The organism is Brevibacillus halotolerans (assembly GCF_026891775.1).
In the GTDB taxonomy this organism is placed as follows: Bacteria; Bacillota; Bacilli; order Brevibacillales; family Brevibacillaceae; genus Brevibacillus_B; species Brevibacillus_B halotolerans.
This window is the reverse complement of the sequence record NZ_JAPTNK010000005.1, coordinates 109,307-131,119: the sequence shown is the minus strand read 5'-3', so window position 1 is coordinate 131,119 and position 21,813 is coordinate 109,307. Positions and strand designations below refer to the sequence as shown.

Annotated in this window: 9 protein-coding genes; 5 read left to right on the top strand and 4 right to left on the bottom strand. The window is 47.0% G+C overall.

Features of this window, described 5'->3' with window-relative positions:
• Position 1: 1 nt before the first annotated feature.
• The 4 genes from O0550_RS09140 to O0550_RS09125 form a co-directional block, all read right to left on the bottom strand.
• Complete coding sequence (locus O0550_RS09140) at positions 2 to 1,117, bottom strand: saccharopine dehydrogenase family protein (protein ID WP_163245563.1); 1,116 nt, start codon at positions 1,115 to 1,117, stop codon at positions 2 to 4.
• Between the two features lie 129 nt (positions 1,118 to 1,246).
• A complete protein-coding gene (locus tag O0550_RS09135; protein ID WP_258426091.1) occupies positions 1,247 to 10,354 on the bottom strand; it encodes a non-ribosomal peptide synthetase in 9,108 nt (3,035 codons plus the stop codon).
• A 27-nt stretch (positions 10,355 to 10,381) separates the two neighbouring features.
• Entirely contained in the window at positions 10,382 to 13,375 is a 2,994-nt protein-coding gene (locus O0550_RS09130; RefSeq protein ID WP_258426090.1) for a salicylate synthase, read from the bottom strand.
• A gap of 541 nt (positions 13,376 to 13,916) precedes the next feature.
• Complete coding sequence (locus O0550_RS09125; RefSeq protein ID WP_258426089.1) at positions 13,917 to 14,699, bottom strand: thioesterase II family protein; 783 nt, start codon at positions 14,697 to 14,699, stop codon at positions 13,917 to 13,919.
• Positions 14,700 to 15,450: 751 nt separating this feature from the next.
• Here O0550_RS09125 and O0550_RS09120 point away from each other — a divergent pair.
• From O0550_RS09120 to O0550_RS09100, 5 genes are read left to right on the top strand one after another with little or no spacing between them, the layout of a single operon-like run.
• A complete protein-coding gene (locus tag O0550_RS09120; RefSeq protein WP_003339904.1) occupies positions 15,451 to 16,053 on the top strand; it encodes an MptD family putative ECF transporter S component in 603 nt (200 codons plus the stop codon).
• A complete protein-coding gene (locus O0550_RS09115; RefSeq protein WP_258426174.1) occupies positions 16,050 to 16,730 on the top strand; it encodes an energy-coupling factor transporter transmembrane component T family protein in 681 nt (226 codons plus the stop codon). The genes O0550_RS09120 and O0550_RS09115 overlap by 4 nt, the downstream gene beginning before the upstream one ends.
• Positions 16,727 to 18,172: an ABC transporter ATP-binding protein gene (locus O0550_RS09110; RefSeq protein WP_258426088.1), complete on the top strand. Its 1,446-nt coding sequence runs from the start codon at positions 16,727 to 16,729 to the stop codon at positions 18,170 to 18,172. Before O0550_RS09115 ends, O0550_RS09110 begins: the two co-directional genes overlap by 4 nt.
• A complete protein-coding gene (locus O0550_RS09105) occupies positions 18,162 to 19,973 on the top strand; it encodes an ABC transporter ATP-binding protein (RefSeq protein WP_258426087.1) in 1,812 nt (603 codons plus the stop codon). The genes O0550_RS09110 and O0550_RS09105 overlap by 11 nt, the downstream gene beginning before the upstream one ends.
• Complete coding sequence (locus O0550_RS09100) at positions 19,973 to 21,712, top strand: ABC transporter ATP-binding protein (protein ID WP_258426173.1); 1,740 nt, start codon at positions 19,973 to 19,975, stop codon at positions 21,710 to 21,712. The genes O0550_RS09105 and O0550_RS09100 overlap by 1 nt, the downstream gene beginning before the upstream one ends.
• Positions 21,713 to 21,813 lie beyond the last annotated feature (101 nt).

The following is a 21,813-nucleotide window of genomic DNA, read 5'->3' as shown; positions in this document are numbered from 1 at the left end:
TCTACTTTATTTCGATTAATGAATGCGTAAGGTCAATCGTCTGCTCGCGTAAAGCATCGATCAGACTTGTCGCCGATACGCCTTCTGCCACAAAGAAGCAACCTGAGTTGGCACTCTTATCTTTTGCAATCAAACGAGCTACCGTTCCGGCAATGATGCCCGATAACCGATTCCAATCTCCCGGATACAAAAGGGTTGAAACCAGCCGCATTTTTTTACCGCTACGGTTACCGGTGGCATTCAGATGAAACATAGTGAAGTCCTCAACACCCTGTTTCTTTGTATTGAACTGCTCAACCAGCAGTTGGGCTGAAGCCTTTTTCTGTTCTTCTGTTTTGTATTGCTGCAAAGCCTTGATCATCACAAATTGATTCAAGACAGAATTATTTTGAAAGCTATTGTAAAAATAGGCGGATGATATATTCTTTTGTTTAGCCATTTGGCTGAATTCCTGAGTTAAGATCGGATAAGTGTCACGTTTGCCTGCCGGGAGTGGCAATTCATAATTTCGATGAAACGAGCCATCTATTTTTTGCGCTTTTCCCTGCTTGCAATAGGTCATACCCAACCCGGTATCTTCCTCAATGCTACACACAATGTCGTAGGCCGCATTCAAGGAAAAATCGCCCTGACCCGCAAAAAACAATTCTAGAAAATCGACTTCTTCAAAATCGTTTTCAGCGATGTAGGCCGGGAAAATTTCTGATAACCCAGGGTAAACCCCTGCTGAAATGATAAACAGCAGTCCCTTCTCAGTGATCTCATTCTGTCTCTTTAGCAATTGACGATAGAGATGCTCATCTCCTGAAACATCTACATAATGGACGGCATGGTCTATGCATACAGAGGCGACTGTATCGACAATTTGCTTGGAAGGCCCCGCACAATTGATGACGATATCGCATGGGCTACAAAAGCGATGAAGCTGTTCCTCGTTAAAAACATCTACTTGCAGGCATTCGATCCTCTCTTCCATCCCCTTAAAAAGCTCACCAAGCTTTGCAGGATTTCTGCCTCCTAACACAACATGATGGTTTGTAAAGGCAAGAATGGTCTGTACGGCTTCTTTGCCTACGGTTCCACTAGCTCCCAGGATGCCAATCGTTTTTTTATCCAATGGTCTCTCTCCCTTTCCAGCCTGATTCTGTGCGCTTGCCTTCAAAGAGAAGACAAGGCTGACGATTGGCAAAAAGTCGCTGTTCCTTGTTCATTCTCCTTGAAGACAACGCAGGTCAGTTTTAGTTCATCAAATAGTTCCCTCGTCATAATTTGCCGCAAGCTGTTCCGTCTCTGAAGCACTTGTGTCAATGAACTTTGCAAGCATGCAAATCGTGGAATACTCAAAAAGAGTTTGCATCGACAATCCAATTTGATATCGCTCTTTTAGGAGATTGATGCATTGAATCGCACGTAACGAATCCCCGCCCCGTGCGAAGAAACTGTCGTGTATCCCAATCGGGCTACAATTCAACACCTCTTCCCAAACACTAGCTATGCTGATTTCTGTCTGTGTGGAAGGTGCAACATGTGCTTTTTTCGGCAAGCTTTCCTTCTTCCCGCCGAGCTTCGCAAGTGCTTTACGATCTACTTTTCCATTAGCTGAAAGGGGTAGCTTATCAAGTAGCACATACTCGGTTGGCACCATGTAGTCAGGTAGCATTTTCTGCATCCAATCGGACAGTTTTTCTGGTCTAAACACCTTAACTGTTTCAGGTGCCTGTGCCACGATGAGATGTCGATCGAATTTTGCTGCGACCTGATTGGTTTGCGGGAATGCCCGTACATGTGAAAAGCCCTGTCTCTCCAGTCTCGTGCACCATTGATCTGGCGCTAATAAAGGAAGATAATTCGCCTTACGCTCATCCTCTAGATGACTGAATCCATCTTCGAAGAACCCGACAGTGGTCAGCATAAGTCGGCTATTACGAGTGGACTCTACTAGGAGCATAACTCCACCCGGTGCCAGCATTCCTCTCAGGTACTCAAGTGTCATATCCAGGTTTCGTGAGCGATGGAGAGTATTATCTGCGACAATGACATCGAAAGAATGCGGTTCATAGCCTTGCCATAGCGGCGCTGTATTCATGTCAAACAACCCGTATTCAAGTGGCGCCTGCTCTCCCCACTCCTGTTTTGCCCTATCTGTAAAAAAGGCAGACTCGTCAGCGTAGACATATCGAGTACGCTCCACAGGCAGAGCGGAAACAAGTGTTTGTGTCAAACCTCCGACCCTTGTACCGATTTCTAGCACCCGCAGCTCTTTGCCAGCTGGGTAGCTGTTCACTATGGTGCAAAACACCTCTTTAGCAAGATTGCTGTAATACTCGCGCGTAAAGTCAAACCTCTTCAGGCCTGCTGGTGTCAACGAAGCATCTTCTGTAAAGAAAAGCTCAAGTGGATCAAGCTTGCCTGTTAAAAGATTCATAAACAAGGAAGAGTCTCGCGAAAAATGATCTTCTAGAGCCTGTACTGCTTCCATACCTGCAGGTGATACCGACAACGTGTTATCCTGAGTGAATGTAGCTAGCCCCTCGCGTAATGAACGGAGACTTTGGTATGTTCCGTCCTCATTTTTAACGAGTAGCCCTTCTTCCACAAGCACAGTAAGCCAGTGAAGCAGCAGGGTCTTGTAACGCGGATGAATCTTGCATTGGCGCACCAGATCATCAATAAAATAACGCTCTCCTTGACTTGAGAACATCCCCATCTCATCTAGCGTGCGGCAGATGAAGGCAGAGCTTACACGGTCGGCCTCATGGAGGAACCGCGCGATTTCCTCAACATCCATAGAATCAGGAACTTGGGCGGCCTGTAGCTGACCAGCACTGCTGATTTCCTGCCAACGTGATTCACAATCAGCCGGATCTGCCTGCTCGGTTTCCAACAGCTCCGCTCCTCTTAGCTGATCAAGTACCACATACCCCACCAAGCGTTTCTCCTCGCCTGATTCGTCCGGTACTGCAACGATAGCGTTCTTCACTCCGTCATGACGGTTCAGAGCCGTTTCAATCTCTCCTAGTTCAATCCGATGGCCGCGGATTTTCACCTGAAAGTCTTCCCGACCAAGAAACTCTAGATTGCCATCAGGCAAGTAACGACCCAAATCGCCTGTACGATAGAGACGTTCACCTGTATGCGGATGATTGATGAACTTGTCATTTGTCTTGCTTTCATCCTGCCAATAGCCTTTTGCAAGGCCGACTCCACCGATATAGAGCTGTCCTGGCACCCATACCGGACAATTTTCCATCCATTCGTTAAGCACATAAAAGCGCTGATTGATCATCGGACGACCATAAGGAATACTCTTCCAGCTTGGGTCAATGTCTTTGATCGGATACAGATTCGACCAGATCGACGCCTCTGTGGCTCCACCCAAGCTGATCACCTGTACTTGTGGGAAATAAGCCTTAATCTTGTCTGGCAAATCTAATGGAATCCAGTCACCGCTCAACAGAACCAGACGCAGGGTTTGCGGCAGTTCTAAATTTCTTCCGGAAGCATACTCGATCAGCATCTGCATCAGTGCCGGAACCGTGTTCCAGACTGTCACCTGCTCCTGCTTCATCCATTCAATCCAGTGGGCAGGATCTTTGGCCTTGTCTGCTTCTGGCATGATGATCGTTCCACCCGCTGCCAGCATGCCGAAAATGTCGTACACCGATAGGTCAAAATTCAGATTGGAAAGGGCCAGTACTCGATCTTGTGGTCCTACAGAAAAACGTTGATTCACATCTTCAATCGTGTTAACAACGCCTCGATGGTCGATCATAACCCCTTTTGGCAAACCTGTTGACCCTGAGGTGTAAATCACGTAGGCTAAATCCTCTGGCTGCCCTGCAAACGGCAGTAGGCTCATTGCCTCAACCCTTGCTGGCATCTGATCTACTACTAATCGTTCAACGTCCTCAGGCCAGCTCAATCGCTCATCCAACCATGACTGAGTAAGCACAATGCGAACTTGTCCGTCACGCAATAGCTGCGAACGACGCTCGTCAGGATGCGCTGGATCGATAGGCAGATACGCCGCACCAGACTTCAGAATCCCAAGCGTTGCCACAACCTGCTCCCAGCCTTTCTCCATCACAACGGCAACCAGTGTGTTAGGCTTGGCTCCCTTTGCCTGCAACAAATTAGCAATTTTATCGGCAGAGAGGGATAACTCCTCATACGTCAAAGTCCGATTGGCAGAAATGACGGCTGGATGGTTCGATTGCTGAACCGCTTGTTTTGCAAATCGTCCAGTGAGCGTTTCTGAAGATACAGGCGCATCTGTATCGTTGGCCTCAATCCTTGCCTCTAAACGTGGAACAGAAATAAGACTAGACGTCTCTTTCTGCCAGATCGCCTCATCGTCAGTCAGACGCTGTAGCAATTGGCAATAAGCACTGAACATGTCAGCAAGCATTCCCTCAGGGAACAGCCCTTCTACCGCATCCCAAATCAGGAGCAGTTCCTCGTCTTGCTCCACTACCTGATGGTCGAGCCATACCTGCGGTGTTTGCGTAATGTTATACATGAGCTTGCCCAGCCACTTTCCATCTGTCTCGCTACCGCTCCACTGGCTAACCCCAAGAGCACTTGTAAAGACTACCGGCATCGTGACACCATGATGCTCACCCGTTTGCTTTGCCAATTCGCGTTGTACCTGAACTCCTCCAACATACGGATGATCCAAATCGCTCCAAAGCTGCTGCTGCAAATTCCGTCCCCGCTCCAACAATGTCTTACCTTTGGAAAGCTCCACAGCCAGCAAGGTCAATGTAGTGAAATCTCCTACGATATCGTTAACCTGTGCGTGAAGCGGCAGTCGGTTGAATTGTGTCAGATTAATTGTAAAACGGGAGCTCTTGCTCCAAGCCCCAAGCGTTTCAGCATAAGCTGTCAGTAGAATTCCTGACGGTGTAAGTCCAACCTCCGCCGTCCGTTTTTTAAGCTTCTGCCACGCTTGTTTAGACAGCTTTGCTTCCAAACGGCTAAATCGTTGTTCCGTAAGAGATTCTGGACTTTGAGCCAAAGGTAGCTGAGGAGCAGGAGGCAAATCAGGCAATCGAGCAATCCAATAATCGAGATCGCGTTGATACAGCTCAGATGCCTTAAGCTCTTCCAAGGCAAGAACATAATCCCTAAATGACAATTCTAATGTCGCCAACGGTGCATCCGCCTCATGATAGAGCCTAGTCCATTCGCTCAGAAGATGAAACATGCTCCACCCATCAAAAATCAGGTTGTCAAAGCTGATATGCAAACGAACGCACTCTTCTCCAAAGCGGGAAGCCCTTACGTCAAACAAAGGCCACACGTCTGTAGAAAGCACCTGATGCGACATTTCTTCCCGAATCTGCTCCAATTCGGCTTCGACCTCTTCAGGGGCCTTTCCTCGTAAGTCATTGACATGAATCAGATAGGCTGGAACATCCTCTAAAATTCGTTGCTGCCAGCCATCCGGCATGATAACAGCCCGCATCATTTCGTGGTGATCAATCAGTCTCTGCCAAGCACGATTGATCCGCTCAATATCTAAATTTTGCCCTTCAATCTCAAAATAACAATGCGTGGAAACATTGCCCAATGCGTATAGACCGCTTCGACCCACCCAATACGCCTGCTGAATATCGGTCAATGGGAAAGGCTGGTTCCGATCCTGTGGTATCGGTACGATTTGTGGTAGAGCTTCCGCCGAATCGTCATGCAGCCCTCTCTGGTCCTTAAGCGTCTGGACTTGCTCTGCCATCCCTGCAATCGTAGGCTTTTCAAAAATCCGCCCCAATGACAGCTCTATCTCAAACCTACTGCGTACCAGAGCACTTAATTTGGTAGCCAAAAGAGAATCTCCGCCCAATTCAAAATAGTTATCCGTAATACCAACACGATCCATATCAAAAAGCTGGCACCAGATCGCCGCAAGGTCTGTTTCAATTGGCGTCCTTGGAGCTGTATAAGCCTTTTCCGCCTTAGCCTTGATCAGCTTGTCAGGGGTCGGCAGTGCTTGTCGATCCACCTTACCATTGGAAGTGAGTGGCATTTCGCTCAGTAGTAGGAAAGCTGATGGCACCATGTAATCAGGCAGCTTTTGGCTCAAAAAACCAGAAAGCTTACCCGGGCTGAATTGTGTAACATGATGCGGTGCCTGCGCAACGATTACATGCTGGCCAAAGACACTTGCCGGATCATTCTGCTCTGGGAAGGAGGCAACCTGCGCGAAGGTTTGTTCCTGCAATAATTGTTGCCACTTTTCAACAGATAAAAGCGGTCGTTGTTCTGCGTGTCTTTCGTCTTCAAAATGGATAAATCCGTCCTCAAGGAACCCTGTACTTACTTGCTGTAGACGACTATTGCGCGTCATTTCCAGCAAAATCAGCAAGCCTCCAGGAGCAAGAAGGGATTGCATATGTAAAAGAGCCGTTTCAAGATTACGTGCACGATGCAGAGAATCCGAGGCAATAATGACGTCATACTGATGCGCATCATAGCCCTGATCCAGTGGATTTTGATCGATATCCAACAACTGATAATGCACAAACGAATACTTCTTGAATCTGTTTTTAGCCGCACTTGTAAAGAAGGTCGAGTTGTCCGTGCATGTATAAAGGGCTGCATCGGAGCGCAGTAAAGCTAGTAACGATTCAGTTAACGCTGAGCTCCTTGCGCCAATTTCTAAAATACGCAGCGGTTCAGATCTGTTTTGCAGGCCATGTTGGATATCTTCCATGATTGATTGTGCAATGCTATTTCTGTGCTTTGTGCCAGGAAGTGCTTGCATCAGATCATTTGGGGTCAAACCCAGCTCATCTGAAAAGAAATAAGCCAGCGGATCAAGCTCTCCTGTCAAAAGTGCAGCATTGGCGTTGTCCATTTGCTGGAGATAACGTAAAAGTGCTTGTGCATGCTGTTCCCATACAGGAGGTAAATGGCTTTCCAATGTCTCCTCAAGCCGTTCTTCCGATATGGTCTGAACGATCACGAATGCGTCCGGTGCTTCTGTTCTGACAATGCCCTCGTCGGCCAATATCTGAAGCCACTGTCTGATTAACTCGCGGTAACGAGGTTGAATGCTACAATACTGCATCAGAGAATCGAGCGTGTAGCTTTGATTTGTCTGCAAATCTACCCCTGCTTGTTTCAGCGCACGGCAAATATAGCGAACACCAAGGCGCTCCATATAGGCCCAAAACACAGGAAAATCTGTTGGACTAATCTCATTGAGCCATTCTTGTTCGCGTCCTGCCTTCATTACATTGTCCCAGAGTACCTCGGTCTGTTTCAGATCAGCGCTTACGCTGTCATACAAGGATGACTCATTTGCCTGTTCTGGAACCACATAGCCGATCAGATGCTTGTTTTCCCTAGAATCGCCCACTGCTGTGACGACTGCATCGCGTACACCTGGATGCTGTTTCATGGCCGTTTCGATCTCACCCAGCTCAATACGATGTCCTCTGATTTTGACCTGAAAATCCTGGCGTCCGAGAAATTCAATTGTTCCGTCAGGCCAATATCGTCCTAGATCACCGGTTCGATACCAACGGGAACCATTCCAATTAACAAAACGTTCTTCGGTAAGCACCGAATCACCCCGATAGCCTAATGCGACACCGGCTCCTCCAATCCAGAGTTCGCCTGCTACCCAGTCGGGGCAATCTCTTCCTTTGATATCCACCACTCGATACGCCTGATTGGTCAGCGGACGCCCATAAGGAATCGATGTCCAATGCGCTGGCAACGGCAATGTAACCTGGAAGAAATTTGACCAGATGGATGCTTCTGTAGCTCCCCCCATCGCTATCAGCTCGCTATGCGGGGCTACACGTTTCAGACGCGGTGGCAAATCTAGGCCAATCCAGTCACCGGACAGCATCGTTAAGCGAATCGGCAAGCTGTCGTACTGTCCGCTTTCCGCGGCGATTAATAGCATATCGAGCAGTACTGGGACCGAATTCCAGAGTGTGATCTGATACTTGTCAACCAGCTTAGCCCAATGGCCAGCATCACGGCGTGTCTCCTCGGTAATCAGCACAAGAGAGCCGCCCACGCTCAATAGTCCAAATATGTCATAGACAGAAAGGTCAAAATCAAGAGCGGAAACCGCTAAGATACGATCAGTGGAACCAACCTGATAGCGCGTGTTAATGTCAGCAACCGTATTCCATGCTCCAAAATGACTGATTTCTACCCCTTTTGGCTCACCAGTAGAGCCTGAAGTAAAGATGATATAAGCTTGACTATCCCCAGAAATTGAAACCGGTTCACTCAAAGGAGCTATGCTCACCGCGTTCGCGATTGACAAGACAACGGCATCCTCTGGCCAATCCAAAGCTTGAGCCCATTCATCATCGGTTAGAACGTATCGAATGTCTGCTTTTTTATGAATTCGCTCGCGACGAGTAGCCGGTTGTCCGGTGCCAATCGGAACATAGCAGCCACCAAGTGCCATAATGCCAAGCACCGCAGCGATTTGGTTGATTCCCCTCGGCATGGTAACGGCAACAGGATCGCTCGATTTTATTCCCTGTTCCTTAAGAAAAGCCGCCACCTGCAACGCGTACCTAGATAGTTCGCCATACGAAATATTTGTATCTGTATGACTATCAATCAACGCCGTTTCTTGCGGATTCGTAGCAGCATGCGCAAAGAATGCACTGTGCAAGCATTGACCCGGTTGTGCAAGTAACAATTCACTGTCCTGGTTCTGCCTTTGCCGCTCCAGATTAGGGAGAAGCTTTGGCGTAGCTTGCCAATCATTGTCATGGGCAACTAGCCAGTCCATAAGTTGGCCAAAAGCAGTAAACATTTGGTCAATCATGCCGTCCGGGAATAGCTGATCGATAGAATCCCACGCCAGCAATAAGCCACCATCCATTTCATAGGACTGGAAATCAAGCCATACCTGGGGCGTTTGCGAAATCATATAGGAGAGCTGTCCTAAAGTCTGACGGCATTCCTCATTGATGAGCGGTGTACCTAAATTGCATGCAAAAACAACAGGAGCAAAATCCCGCTCCCCCGGGCGAACTCTCGCCAAATCACGTTGAAGCTGTACGCCCGAATAAGCTGCGTGAGCGACATCCTGATGAAACTGTGCTTGCACCGCATGAACACGGTCCAAAAAGGATTGACGGGTACGTAGGTCAACAGCAAGCAAAAGCAGGTTGGTAAAATCGGCAACAACCTCTTCAATGCCAGCGTCACCGGTTTGACGATCAAACAATGGTATATTAATGAGAAACTGCGAATGGGTGCTCCAGCGATCAAGAATTTCTGCATATGCCGTTAACAGTACCATCGCCGGTGTGACTCGTTTGGCTGCGGATCGTTTTTGTAAAAGCTTCCAGTCCTCAGCTTTCATGAAATAGTTCCTTCTTGTAAAAACAGGTGCCTTAATCATTTCCGGTTTTTCCTTCAGTGGTAAGCCCGGCGCTCCTGGTAGCGTGGACAGCCTCTCCTGCCAATAGTGGGCGGCTTGCTTTCTATCTGAAGTCCGGTGCTGTATTTCATGCTGAAGATAGCTGGCAAAGCTCCAATGAGCAGGTGCCGCTGGTTGGCAGCCACGTGCATATGCCGCTGCTAGATCACGTAACAGAATGTGCAGGCTTTGCACGTCAGCAACAAGTAAATCAATATCAAAATGCAACCGGGTACGCCCCTCTGGCAACAAACTCAACTCCAGACCCGCTACCTCTCCCTTCTCCACCGCCAGACGACGATGTGACAGACGGCCACGTATACTCTCCAGTTTCAGAGCGAGCTCATCCTCGGTATATAAACGCAGGTCATGTACAGGCACTGTTGTTGTATAAGGAGTGTTCAGCACCTCTTGCAGTCCATCGGCCAAAAATCTTACTCGAAGCATCGGATGATGCCTGAATAGCTGTTCCCATGCGGCTTGCAGACGTCCATGCTCCACGCCTGTGCCATCAATCTCAAGATAGGCATGGCATCCAACTCCGCCCAGCGGCTGATCATCTTGACGTCCAATCCAATAGGCATATTGCACATCCGTCAGCGCAAAAGGACTATTCGTCTCCTCTTGTGCTTGGACTGTTTGTGCTTGGACTGTTATATTATTGTCAATTATGGAAGAAGGCGCTGGACTGTTTTTTTGCAGAAGCGCCCACCAATCGCTCAGGTGAGGGGAAGCGATCAGCTCAGCAAACGTAACCTTCACGCCTTCCTTTCGCCATTTGTTGACCATTCTCATCATTTGTAACGAATCCAGCCCCAGCTCGATCAGATTCTGATCATCATGAAACTCGACAGGCGCAGGCAGCATAGCCTGAATCTGCCTCCGCACCTCCTCATAGCTTAATGAGGAGGCAGGGCTTGTGGATTGGCTGTCAATGCGCAGATGTTTCATCAGAGTTACCACCTTCCCAGGCAATGCCTATACTGGTTTTACTTTTTCTACTTCACGGCTGGATACAACCAGCTGCCTGGAAAAACTGCTCAATTTTTCACGTGTTTCTTCCAGCTCTCTGGTTGGTAAAGACATCTCTACCACGCCTGCTCCGGCATGCAGCCATGCACTGTTGTTTTGTTGATAGATTGTTCGTAGCACCAGCGCTGCGTCCATTGCACCATCGCTGTCAAAGGTCATGACGCAGCCACTGTAGAGATTTCTCGGTTCAGACTCAAGTCTGCCTATGGCATCGATCGATTCTTTTTTGGGAATACCAGAAGCAGTGACGGCAGGGAACAGGGCACGGAACGCATCCCATGAGTTAAACTCAGGCTTTATTTTCCCTTTCAATCTTGAAGCAATATGCTGAACGGTTCCCCGACTGGCAACAGACATGAAATCACTTAAAAGGATCGTCGTAGAATCGCAGACGCTTTTTAGCTCTTCAAAGGCAAGTTTTACAGATACCGCATGCTCCGCGATTTCCTTAGGATCATTTAAAAGCTCATCCTTAAGCTTGTCTCCCTCGTCCTCGTTGCATCCACGCGACCGTGTTCCTGCAAGCGGGAAGGTACTTACCCATCCATTGCTATCAACCTCAACCACCGTTTCTGGACTAAAGCCAGCCACGTGCAAACCATCGAGGCTAAGCAAAAAGGAACGAGCAGGAGTGTTGACTCTTCTACCTGCGATATAGCTAGCCACCATATCAAGCTCTTGGTGGATCGGAATTTTTCTAGATAGGATCACCTTGTGGTATTTGCGCTCCTTAATCTCTCGAACAGCCTCTGCTACCCCTTGCATGTAGGCTTCAGCGCCATACGTATCCACCTCAGGAACATCCATTTTTTGACTGACCACTCTTTGTACAAGCGCATTTTTCTCGTCGTCGAGTCCATTCTCTCGAAGCTTTCGCAGTAAATCAGCGAATTCATTTCGTTTTTCTTCACGTAGAGCTCTTAACAGAATAGAGCCTTTGGTAAAACGAATCTCCACCTCTGGAATAAACAGCTTAATAAGACGACCGGCTTCAGACAGTAATGGCAGATTCTGATAATAACGGGCCATTCCAAAGTTAACCGTTCCATAAGCACGCCAGTTTTTTAGCGGTATAGAAGCAAATGCTTTGTCAATGGTTGCACTTAGCAAATTATTTTCAAAACGGATTGTTTGGTTGTCATAGGCTAGGGTTGTATGTTGCTCATCTACAGTTAGAAGAGCATGAATTCCCATCCCCAACGACAGCTCATCACCGTTTTCATAAAGCAGATAGTTTTCATATAGACTTTGCTCAACAATTTGTGAAGCTGCCAAATGAACGTCTCCCTCAAAAGCAATCGTTTCCTCCAGATAGGAGACCTCGCACGTCGTTGCATGGCTCTTTGGTGCTGTCGCTAATTCTTTGAGTTTGGCTTTATTTACTTTACCGACGCTAGTAAGCGGCCAGTAATCGATGAATTCGATTTGATCGGGCATCTTATAACGCGCCACTCCCTTTTCATGGAAAAAGGCATGAATGTCAGCAAGGGTGATGTCCTGATTGTCAGTAATGATATAAGCGCAGCTTTTTTCACCAAGTGTTGGGTCTGGCAGAGTAATCAGAGCGGCATCCTTGATATCTGGATGCATACGCAGGTACGCCTCTACTTCAGCAGGCATAATTTTTTCCCCCGCTCGGTTGATTTGCTCCTTGATTCGTCCCCCGATCTGGAAATTTCCCTCCGGTGTGATCCTTGCCTTGTCTCCAGAACGATAAAAGCCATCAGGAGTGAAGCTCTCGCGGTTCTGCTCCGGGGCTCTGTAGTACCCGCTTATTGTATAGGGGCCTCGAACGATAAGTTCCCCATATGCACCTGCCTCAACGTCATTTCCATATTCATCAACGATTCGAACCTCATCCGCATCGGAGAGTGGACGTCCCTGACAACTGATGATGACAGACTCTGGATCATCAAGGGATGTGCAGCAGATGAGACCCTCTGCCATTCCAAACACCTGCTGGAGCTTACATTTCATTTCATGAATGACGCGTTTTGCGAGATTTTCATCTAACATGGAGCCGCCTACCTGTAGAACTTCAAGGCTTGAGAGATCGTTGGAGGTATCCCATTCCAGCACTTCAAGCCATACATGGACAATAGAAGGTACAAGCGCAGTGATGGTCACCCGCTCTTTTTCAATAAGGGGAAAAGCTTCGTCGCAGCTTGTTGTTTGACACAGCACGACTTTGCCTCCAGCAGACAGTGTGCCAAGAATTCCGGGGCAGCAGAGAGGAAAGTTATGCGCAATCGGTAAAACAGCAAGATAGACGCTTTGCGGAGTCAGTTTGCAGCGCGTTGCGGCTGCTTTTGCATTGTATGCGTAATCGGCATGAGTTCTTGGAATGAGCTTTGGAGTACCGGTCGTTCCACCGGATAAGAGCAACAGAGCCGTGTCCTTGTATGATGGTACATCTAGCTCTTGTGGTGTCCCGCTGATATCAGCAAGATTGATGCCGATGTCGCTTTCTCCATCAGTCATGACAAATTTGACGGACGGATGCTTTTTAACCAATTGTTGCGCCATTTTGGTGTAGTCAAAGCCAAGAAACGTAGTTGGTATTATATAAGCAACCGGTTTGGCGAGTGTAAAAATTCCGTCTAGTTCAGCCTCTCTATGAGCAGGTAAGACCAATATCGGCAAAGCACCAATGCGAAAGAGAGCAAAGCATGTGAGTACGAAGGAAATCCGATTCGGAAGCTGTACAGCCACATTGTCCCCTTTCTTGATTCCCATCTGAATGAAACCAGAAGCTAGCTCATCAACCTGACTGTCAAGCTCTTTGTAGGTGAGTCTGCTATCTCCTTCCACTAGCGCTTCTCGATTCTGGTATTGTTGGGCCCATATGCGCAATTGCTGACCAAGCGTTTTTGGCTCCCAAAATCCGAGTTGTTCGTAATTTTTTGCAGTATCCTCAAACCATTCTGTAGTCGCTTTCATTATGTCCTCCTCTTGAATACCTGCGGGTCAATCATTGTGCACCCAAAGCGGGATTATGCAGGGTACTGTCAATCTGGTTGCATGATCGTGATGGTTTGTCTAACAATACGATATTGATAATGATAATCATTGTCAATAGTTTTCAGCCACAAATTTTCTTGATATTGGTAAAAAAACGCTGAATTCCCTTCCAATTTCTCACTTTTTCCTTCGTTCATTCCGCCAGGTTTTTGGCTTACATTTCATGTTCGTCGGGCATTTGTATTACCAGAGTACTAAGAAGATTCCTTCAATGACATTTGAACACTCTCCAGTCGAGATGCATGCGATAGCGCTCTGGACAAAAAGGCACCACTATACCAACAAGATGCGCGGAAGTAGTCCGTACACACTCCCATATCCCGCTTTTATGGCTAATTTGCCTTCCTGTGCATGCCTGATCTGTTGAAACAATGTTAGTTGTGATCCCTGCCATTTCGTTATTCCCAATGGCGAAAAAAGGCGTCTTATTTCTCTAGCTGGATCGATTGATCCCCATCCATTAGCTGTCCCTTCTTGAAAGCGTTCGTTCTTTTTGCTGTGAAATGATTTTTGTAACGGATTGCATAAGCCTCTCCCTTTTTGCTGTCAAAAAGAAATGATCCCCTTCAATCATCTCAAGCGTAAAATCAGAGCTGGTATGACCCTCCCAAGCTTCTATCTCCTCTCGATTCGCCTCCGTATCCTCAGTCCCGCAAAATGCAGATATCGGGCATTTGAGGAGTGCTTCCTCTGCATACACGTACGTTTCGTCTACAGCAAAATCCGCTCGCAGTACTGGGAGAAACAGGTTCATGAGCTCCCTGTTTTGCAAAATTGCCTCGGGAGTACCGGAAAAACGGCGCAGTTCACTGACAAATTCATCATCAGGCAAATGGTGCAAAGGATGTGGCTCTGGTATGTTTGGAGCTCGACTACCTGAAACAATCAGGCGGCAAGGCTGGAGCTTCCATTTTCTTCGAACAGCTCGTGCAAGCTCAAAAGCAATTCGCGCCCCTAAGCTATGACCAAAAAAGAGAAATGGGCGATCCAAATACGGATAAATTGCTTGAGAGATTGCTTCCACTAGCGCCTCCATGTCACATAGAGCCTGTTCCCCAATCCTGTTCTCCCTTCCTGGAAGCTGGATAGGGTACACTCCAATATCCCGGGGCAGCGCATTTGCCCAGCCTCGGTAAGCTGATGCCCCTCCTCCTGCATAGGGCAAGCAGAAAAGACGAATAGTGTCTTTCGCTTCAGGATGAGAAATCAGCCATGGAGTGGCTGATTGATCAGTTTCCAACATAACTCCCCCATTCTTTCCATCAGTCGAGTCGGGTGCTAAGCTCCACCATGTCTTTTGACAAGCTCTTTAAGGAGAGCGTCACTGGATCTGTGCTACTTCGACCTTCGACCATAGTGGATATGAATATTCATTTGATAATGATTATCATAATCATATTAACGCTAAATTTACAAAATCTGCATTTGATCTATTTTTTGTAAATTTCCCTAGTTTTCCTCCATTATCTCGTCCTAGGTCCATCAGATTGACTTTTTTGCAGATTATGCCAGTTTCTTAGCAACGACTTTGATTGCCGCCAAGCATGATCGGGTCAAAAGGGCGTCATTTCTTTGTCTTCTCGCTTCATGCTGATGGCTCGACTATCGTCTCTCTTTTTAAAATTCCAGTTTTTGGAGTCCAAATTTTGGGGATTGATCAAGAAATACGAAGAAACTTCGAGATATTTGGCGAAAATAGCAGGAATATCTGCCAAAATATAGGCTTTTCCACTTTGACGATGATTCTCATTATCAATATTGTAATTCTATACCAGTTTCATTACGTTTTACGTGAGACTGGCTACATAACCGTTTCACTAGCATTTCAAAAAAGGGAATAGAGGGGGCTTTTATTGATTTGAAGGGTACGATTTGAGTTGAAATAAAGGCTCATGTCAACAGACAGGAGGCAAAAGAAAACAATTCGGCAGTACAGGAAATCCCGCCTAACCGTATGCCGATCGACTACATGTGAAAAAACAGGAGGATTTAACATGCAAACACAGACAGAAATCTCTCAAAACAGATGGAAAATGCGTGATTTCATTACACTTGCCATTTTCAATGTGGTGATGCTCATTATTATGACGATTTGTCCAATCTTTACGGTTGTTTCTTATCTGGTTGTAGGAGGAGCCGCTGCACTGTTTAATGGGCCGATCTATATGGTTATGTCCAACAAAATTAACAAACGCGGTGTACTGTTCTTTACGTGCATCATTACAGGCTTGTATTTCGTAGCTTTTGGTTATGCCTATTATCTGCTTACACTAGCTGTGATCGGAATTATCTGCGAATTAATCCTTTGGGGAGGCGCTGCCTATAAGAGCACTGTCCGCAATGCCATTGGATACGCTATTTTTTATGTTGGCTGGTCTCTTTGCGGCGTTGTACCGCTTATTTTCTTCCGCGAGCAATATTTAGCTATTTTGAAGAAAAGCTACTCTCCAGAACAGCTTGAAGCTATGCTTTATTATTTTGATACGCCAAGCATGATTCTAATCATGTGCACAATCTCTGCTATCGGCGGGCTAGTTGGTTGCTTTATCGGGAATTTGCTGATGAAAAAACATGTGAAAAAGGCAAAGCTGGTATGAGCATTCTTGGTCCCAAAACGCATTTATTGGTGCTGATTTTAACAAGCATCCTCTCCACGCTTGTGAGCAGTTCATTGCAGGCACATTTGATGGTGCTTGCTTGCGCACTTTATTTAATTTGCAACAAACAGCCCAGAAAAGCGCTTTTTTTTGTGCTGTCATATATCGCTCTAATGACGATTTTAACGATTCTGCCAGAAGGTCCAGGAACAATCATTATTATTCTCTATACGTTTGCCAGAACGGTTCCGATGGTCATGATCGGGACAATGCTGATGATTTCGACTCCAAGCAGTATCATGTGTGCCTTTGAACGGTTACACATCCCAAAAGCTGTGCTTATCATGGTCTGCATTCTGAACCGCTTTTTCCCGGTTGTTTGGCTTGAAATGAAAGCAATTCGAAATGGCATCAGGGCCAGAGGCATTTTTCCCCAGTGGTATAGCGCTCTCTTACATCCAGCCATGGCCTACGAGTGCTTTTTTATGCCGTTGATCGTCCGTTGCCTCAAGCTATCGACTGAATTAGCCTCGTCCGCAGAGCTGCGGGGCATTGAGTGCGGCTGCGCCAGAACCTCTATCCATCCAGTAGGCTTTCGGGCCATAGACGGCATGGCGGTGGGGCTTTATACGCTGACCGGGACAGCGATTTATTGGACAGGAGGTCTGAACTTGTGATTGAGTTAAACGGCGTCACCTTCCGCTATGAACATGAAGGCGGAGAAGCCGAGAACGAAAACGGTGTAAAGCAAATCAATTTAGCTGTAAAGGCTGGGCAATGCGTTGTGCTTTGCGGCCGTTCAGGCTGCGGTAAAAGTACGATCATGCGCCTGATCAACGGACTTGCACCCAGCTTTTATGCTGGTAGCCTCACTGGACAGGTACATGTTGGCGGAAGAAGTCCTGCCTCTCTTAGTCCAGAGGAACGAACCAGACTCATGGGTGTTGTGTTTCAAGATCCTCGTAGCCAGTTTTTCATGGAAACCGTGCGGGACGAGCTGGCGTTTTCAGCCGAAAACCTCGGCGTTTCGCCACAAGAGATTATGAACCGAATAGAAAAACAAGCGAAAGAGCTGGATATCTTTCATTTGCTCGACCGTCCTCTTCATATGCTATCTAGTGGACAGAAACAACGGGTGGCCATTGCGGCAGTGTCTGTTCTTTCACCACCGCTTCTGATGCTTGACGAGCCTACTGCCAATCTAGATCATCACTCTACGCAGAATCTGATTGAAATCCTGAGTAGGCTTAAGAAAAACGGCACTACCCTCTTCATCAGCGAGCATCGGTTACACCCATTCTTGCCTGTTGCCGATCTATTTGTCTGCATGGATAAAGGAAAGATCGCACGAACATGGACGAAAGAAGAATTTGCTCAGCTTTCCTATGAAGACGTACATCCATATGGTCTGCGCCACCCTGATATGATTACATGCCTATCGGAACACAAATCAAATGAAGTGCCGAAGTCCCTCCCTGCTCTGGAGGGTCGGAAGCTTACCTATCGATACAAAAGAAAAGGCGATGGAATTATAGACGTTGACATCACGCTTTTGAGAGGAGAGGTTACCGCACTGACAGGGGAAAATGGAACGGGAAAAACCACCCTAAGCAAAGTTCTGTGCGGTCTTCTGCGCCAGCAAAAAGGGGTGATTTTCAGTCAAGGAAACCGATTATCGGCAAGCCAACGACGCTCCTCCAGCTATCTTGTCATGCAGGATGCCGACTATCAGCTCTATGCAGACAGTGTAGGCAATGAGATTGTTTTAGGCAGACGTGTGGATGATTCGCTTCGTTTGAAGGCCTATGAGGCATTGGATGCCTTTGGCTTAGGAGAGCTTCGAGATCGGCACCCTGCCTCCCTTTCCGGCGGAGAAAAGCAGCGAGTAACCATGGCCGCGGCTTATTGTTCAGATGCGGAATTAATCATACTCGACGAGCCGACCAGCGGACTTGACGGCGACAGCGTACTCAAGGTTGTTGCATGGGTAAAAAAATTAGCGCAGGCTGGCAAAATCGTCCTCATCATTACGCACGACAACATCCTTTCCGAATTAGCCTGCGATCAAGTCATTGAACTGAAGAATCGGCAGAAAGAAGTGATAACTGTTGAAAGCTAAGGAAAAAAAGGGAATTTCAAGGCTAATCGAGCTTGCCGGTGAAAAAAAGTCACTTATGGTGTGGTCAGCAATTCTGTCTACCGTAAGCGTGTTTTTGATGCTGGTTCCGTATCTCTCAGTCTACTATGTGATGACTGAGCTTTTAACACATGCCTCTGATATTTCCTCTGTGAACGCTGCGTACATCCTACAGTGGGCTATTTGGGGCATTGTAGGTATGCTACTGGGTTATTTCTTCATGTATGTCGGCGGAATGCTTTCGCACATTGCCGCTTTTCGCATCCTCTATGGCATTAGAGTCAAGCTGTCAGATCATATCGGGGCGCTCCCTCTTGGCTACTTTACTAAAAATGCTACAGGTAAAATCAAAAAAATCGTTGAGCTGGATGTAGAAAAAATCGAACTGTTCATCGCCCATCAGCTACCCGATTTGATTAACACGATCGTCATGATCATAGCAATTATTGTCACGATGTTTTCACTTAATATTTGGCTTGCACTGGCTTGCATCATCCCCATGCTGATTGGATTTGCCGCCCAATTCTCCATGATGGCCGGCAAAAAAGCAAAGCAGGGATTGAAGGAGTATTTTGACGCACTAGAAAACATTAATACTTCATCCATCCAGTACGTACGGGGGATGCCCTCTATCAAAATCTTTGGGCAAACCGTTCACTCTTTTCGAAAATTCCATGAAGACATGCTGCATTACCGTAATTTTAGTGTGACTTATACAGATAATTTTCAAAACGGCTATGTTTCCTTTAAAGTCATCCTTTTATCATTAGCAACTTTCTTTTTACCTGTCGGACTGTTTTTTATCAGCACAGATCCACATAACATCGCCTTTGCCGCAACATTGCTGTTTTTTCTCGTTTTGTCACCAGGTATTTCCACGCCGATTTTCAAATTAAACAGCTTTGCCTCCACCCTTAACACGATTGTTGAAGGGGTTAACCGCATTGACGGTATGTTCAAGGAAACAACCATCAAAGAGCCTGAAATCGGCAAAAAGCCATCGTCTTATGACATCGGCTTCCATGAGGTTTCCTTTTCATACGGAGATGAAGGCAGCCCAGAGGTTTTGCAGGGAATCAGTTTGATGGCGCCCCAGGGCAAAATCACTGCGCTGGTCGGCCCATCCGGTTCGGGAAAATCCACTGTCGCCCAGTTAATCCCACGGTTTTGGGACGTGCAAAAAGGAAGCATCACCATTGGCGGCGTGGATATCCGCGACATGAAAATGAATGAGCTAATGGACACCCTGTCCTTTGTCTTTCAGGATACGTTTCTGTTTTCCGATACACTCTACAATAATATTTTGGCGGGCAGGCCAACTGCAACGCAGGATGAGGTTTATGAAGCAGCGAGGGCAGCGCAATGTCATGAATTTATTGAGCGTTTGCCAAATGGTTACGATACGCTAATTGGCGAGGGCGGGGTTTATCTGTCAGGCGGCGAGGAACAGCGAGTATCTGTGGCAAGAGCCATCCTGAAGAATTCCCCTATTCTTGTACTCGATGAAGCTACCGCTTATGCAGATCCGGAAAATGAATACCAGATGCAGCTTGCGCTACGCGAGCTTATCAAGGACAAAACGGTATTGATCATTGCCCATCGTTTGACAACTATATGCGAAGCAGATCAGATCATTGTCCTAAAGGAGGGGCAAATCGACGATCTCGGAACCCATAGCGAGCTTCTTGCTCATAATGGTTTATACAAAAGCATGTGGGACGCCTATACATCCTCAGCAGAATGGAAAATCGACATTTCGCAGAAGGAGGGGGAATTCGTGTGATAAGGGAACAGCTTTACAACATTACTGCGGGTGAACCAAAGAAAATATGGAAGCCCATCCTTTGGGCTGTTTTGGCCAACCTAGTCAATATATTTCCGTTCGGATGCCTGGCCGCAGCAGTAAGTATGATTTATGCCTACTATGCGACAGGACAATCCTCTTTGAACATGCAAACTCTCTGGCTCATATGGGGAGGCATGCTATTTTTCCTTGTCCTTGTGTTTCTATGTGAGCGGATGTCTTACCGTTCCACCTACCGCAGTGCGTACGAATCTTCTGCTGATGGACGGACACAGCTAGCAGAGCATATGCGCAAGCTCCCTTTAGGATTCCTCATGAAAAAGGACCCCGGAGAACTTGGCCATATGATGATGAATGATTTTACTCATCTAGAAAATGCCGCGACAAATATTCTACCTCAGCTTGTAAGCGGTGCGATTATCCCCATTTTGACCTTCTTTGGTCTGCTGTTTATAGACTGGCGAATGGCTGTAGCTATGCTTGCAGGGTTACCCATAGCTGTGCTGTTGCTATGGAGTATTTCCGGTTTAGAACGAAAACTTGGCAAGAGTCACTCCGCTGCCAAGATCGTTTTGGCAAATTGTTTGCAGGAATACCTGTTAGGGATGAAAGTAATCAAGGCATACAATCTGCGCGGTGAGAACTTTACAAGATTAAAACAGTCTTTTTATCGTTATATGAAGGAAAGCATTAAGCTGGAGGGGGCGCTAGGGCCATTCTTTTTAGTTGCCATGGCCTTTATGCAAACTGGCGTGTCCTTAATGACCATCGTGGGAGTTTATCTCATATTGGGCGGAGAAATTTCAGTTCCTCTGTTTGCTACATTCTTGTTAGTGGGTACTCGTGTTTTTGATCCACTATCGGTTGCTATCATGCGCCTGCCAGCGTTCAAATATGATGCCATGGCTGGAGAACGCATCGTTAGTCTATTAAATGAGCCTGTCATGAAGGGTGAAAACGAACCTCCCGAAGCTCATGATATCCGCTTTGACAGCGTGACCTTTGGCTACGACAAGCACATCGTACTAGACAATGTTTCTATGGAAATGAAGGAAGGGACGCTTACCGCGATCGTTGGCCCTTCAGGAAGTGGAAAAAGCACACTGCTGCGCCTGATTGCACGATTTTACGACCCTCAGCAAGGGAGAGTGCTGTTTGGCGGTAGCGATGTAAGTGAAATGGACCCAGAAAAGCTTATGAAAAAAATCTCCATGGTATTTCAGGACGTTTACTTGTTCCAGGACACAATCGGCAACAATATCCGTTATGGACGCGAGAACGCTACGCAAGCAGAAATTGAGGAAGCTGCTAAAGAAGCTTGCTGCCATGATTTTATCATGAAGCTGCCTCAGGGTTATGACACCATGATCGGGGAAGGTGGTTCTACGCTCTCTGGTGGCGAACGTCAACGCATTTCCATCGCCAGAGCCATACTCAAAAATGCCCCCGTGATCCTGCTTGATGAGGCCACCTCCTCGCTCGATCCAGAAAACGAGGTGGAAATGCAAAGAGCAATCAATCGCCTGATTAAAAAACGTACCGTCATCATGATCGCTCACCGATTGAAAACCGTGGTCAACGCAGACAAAATTATCGTGCTGGACAAAGGCAAAATCGTCGAAGAAGGGCAGCATGAGGAGCTTATCCAAAACGCGGGGTTATATGCGAAGCTGTGGGAGCTTCAGACCAAAACGAATGGCTGGAGAATTACGGCCTAACAGATTACCCCTTGAGCCAGTGAGATCGCTTTATTGAAAAAGGAAAGAAAGCACTCTCTTTGCTAACCTTCTCTGTTCCTTTTTAGCAAGATAGTGGCAAT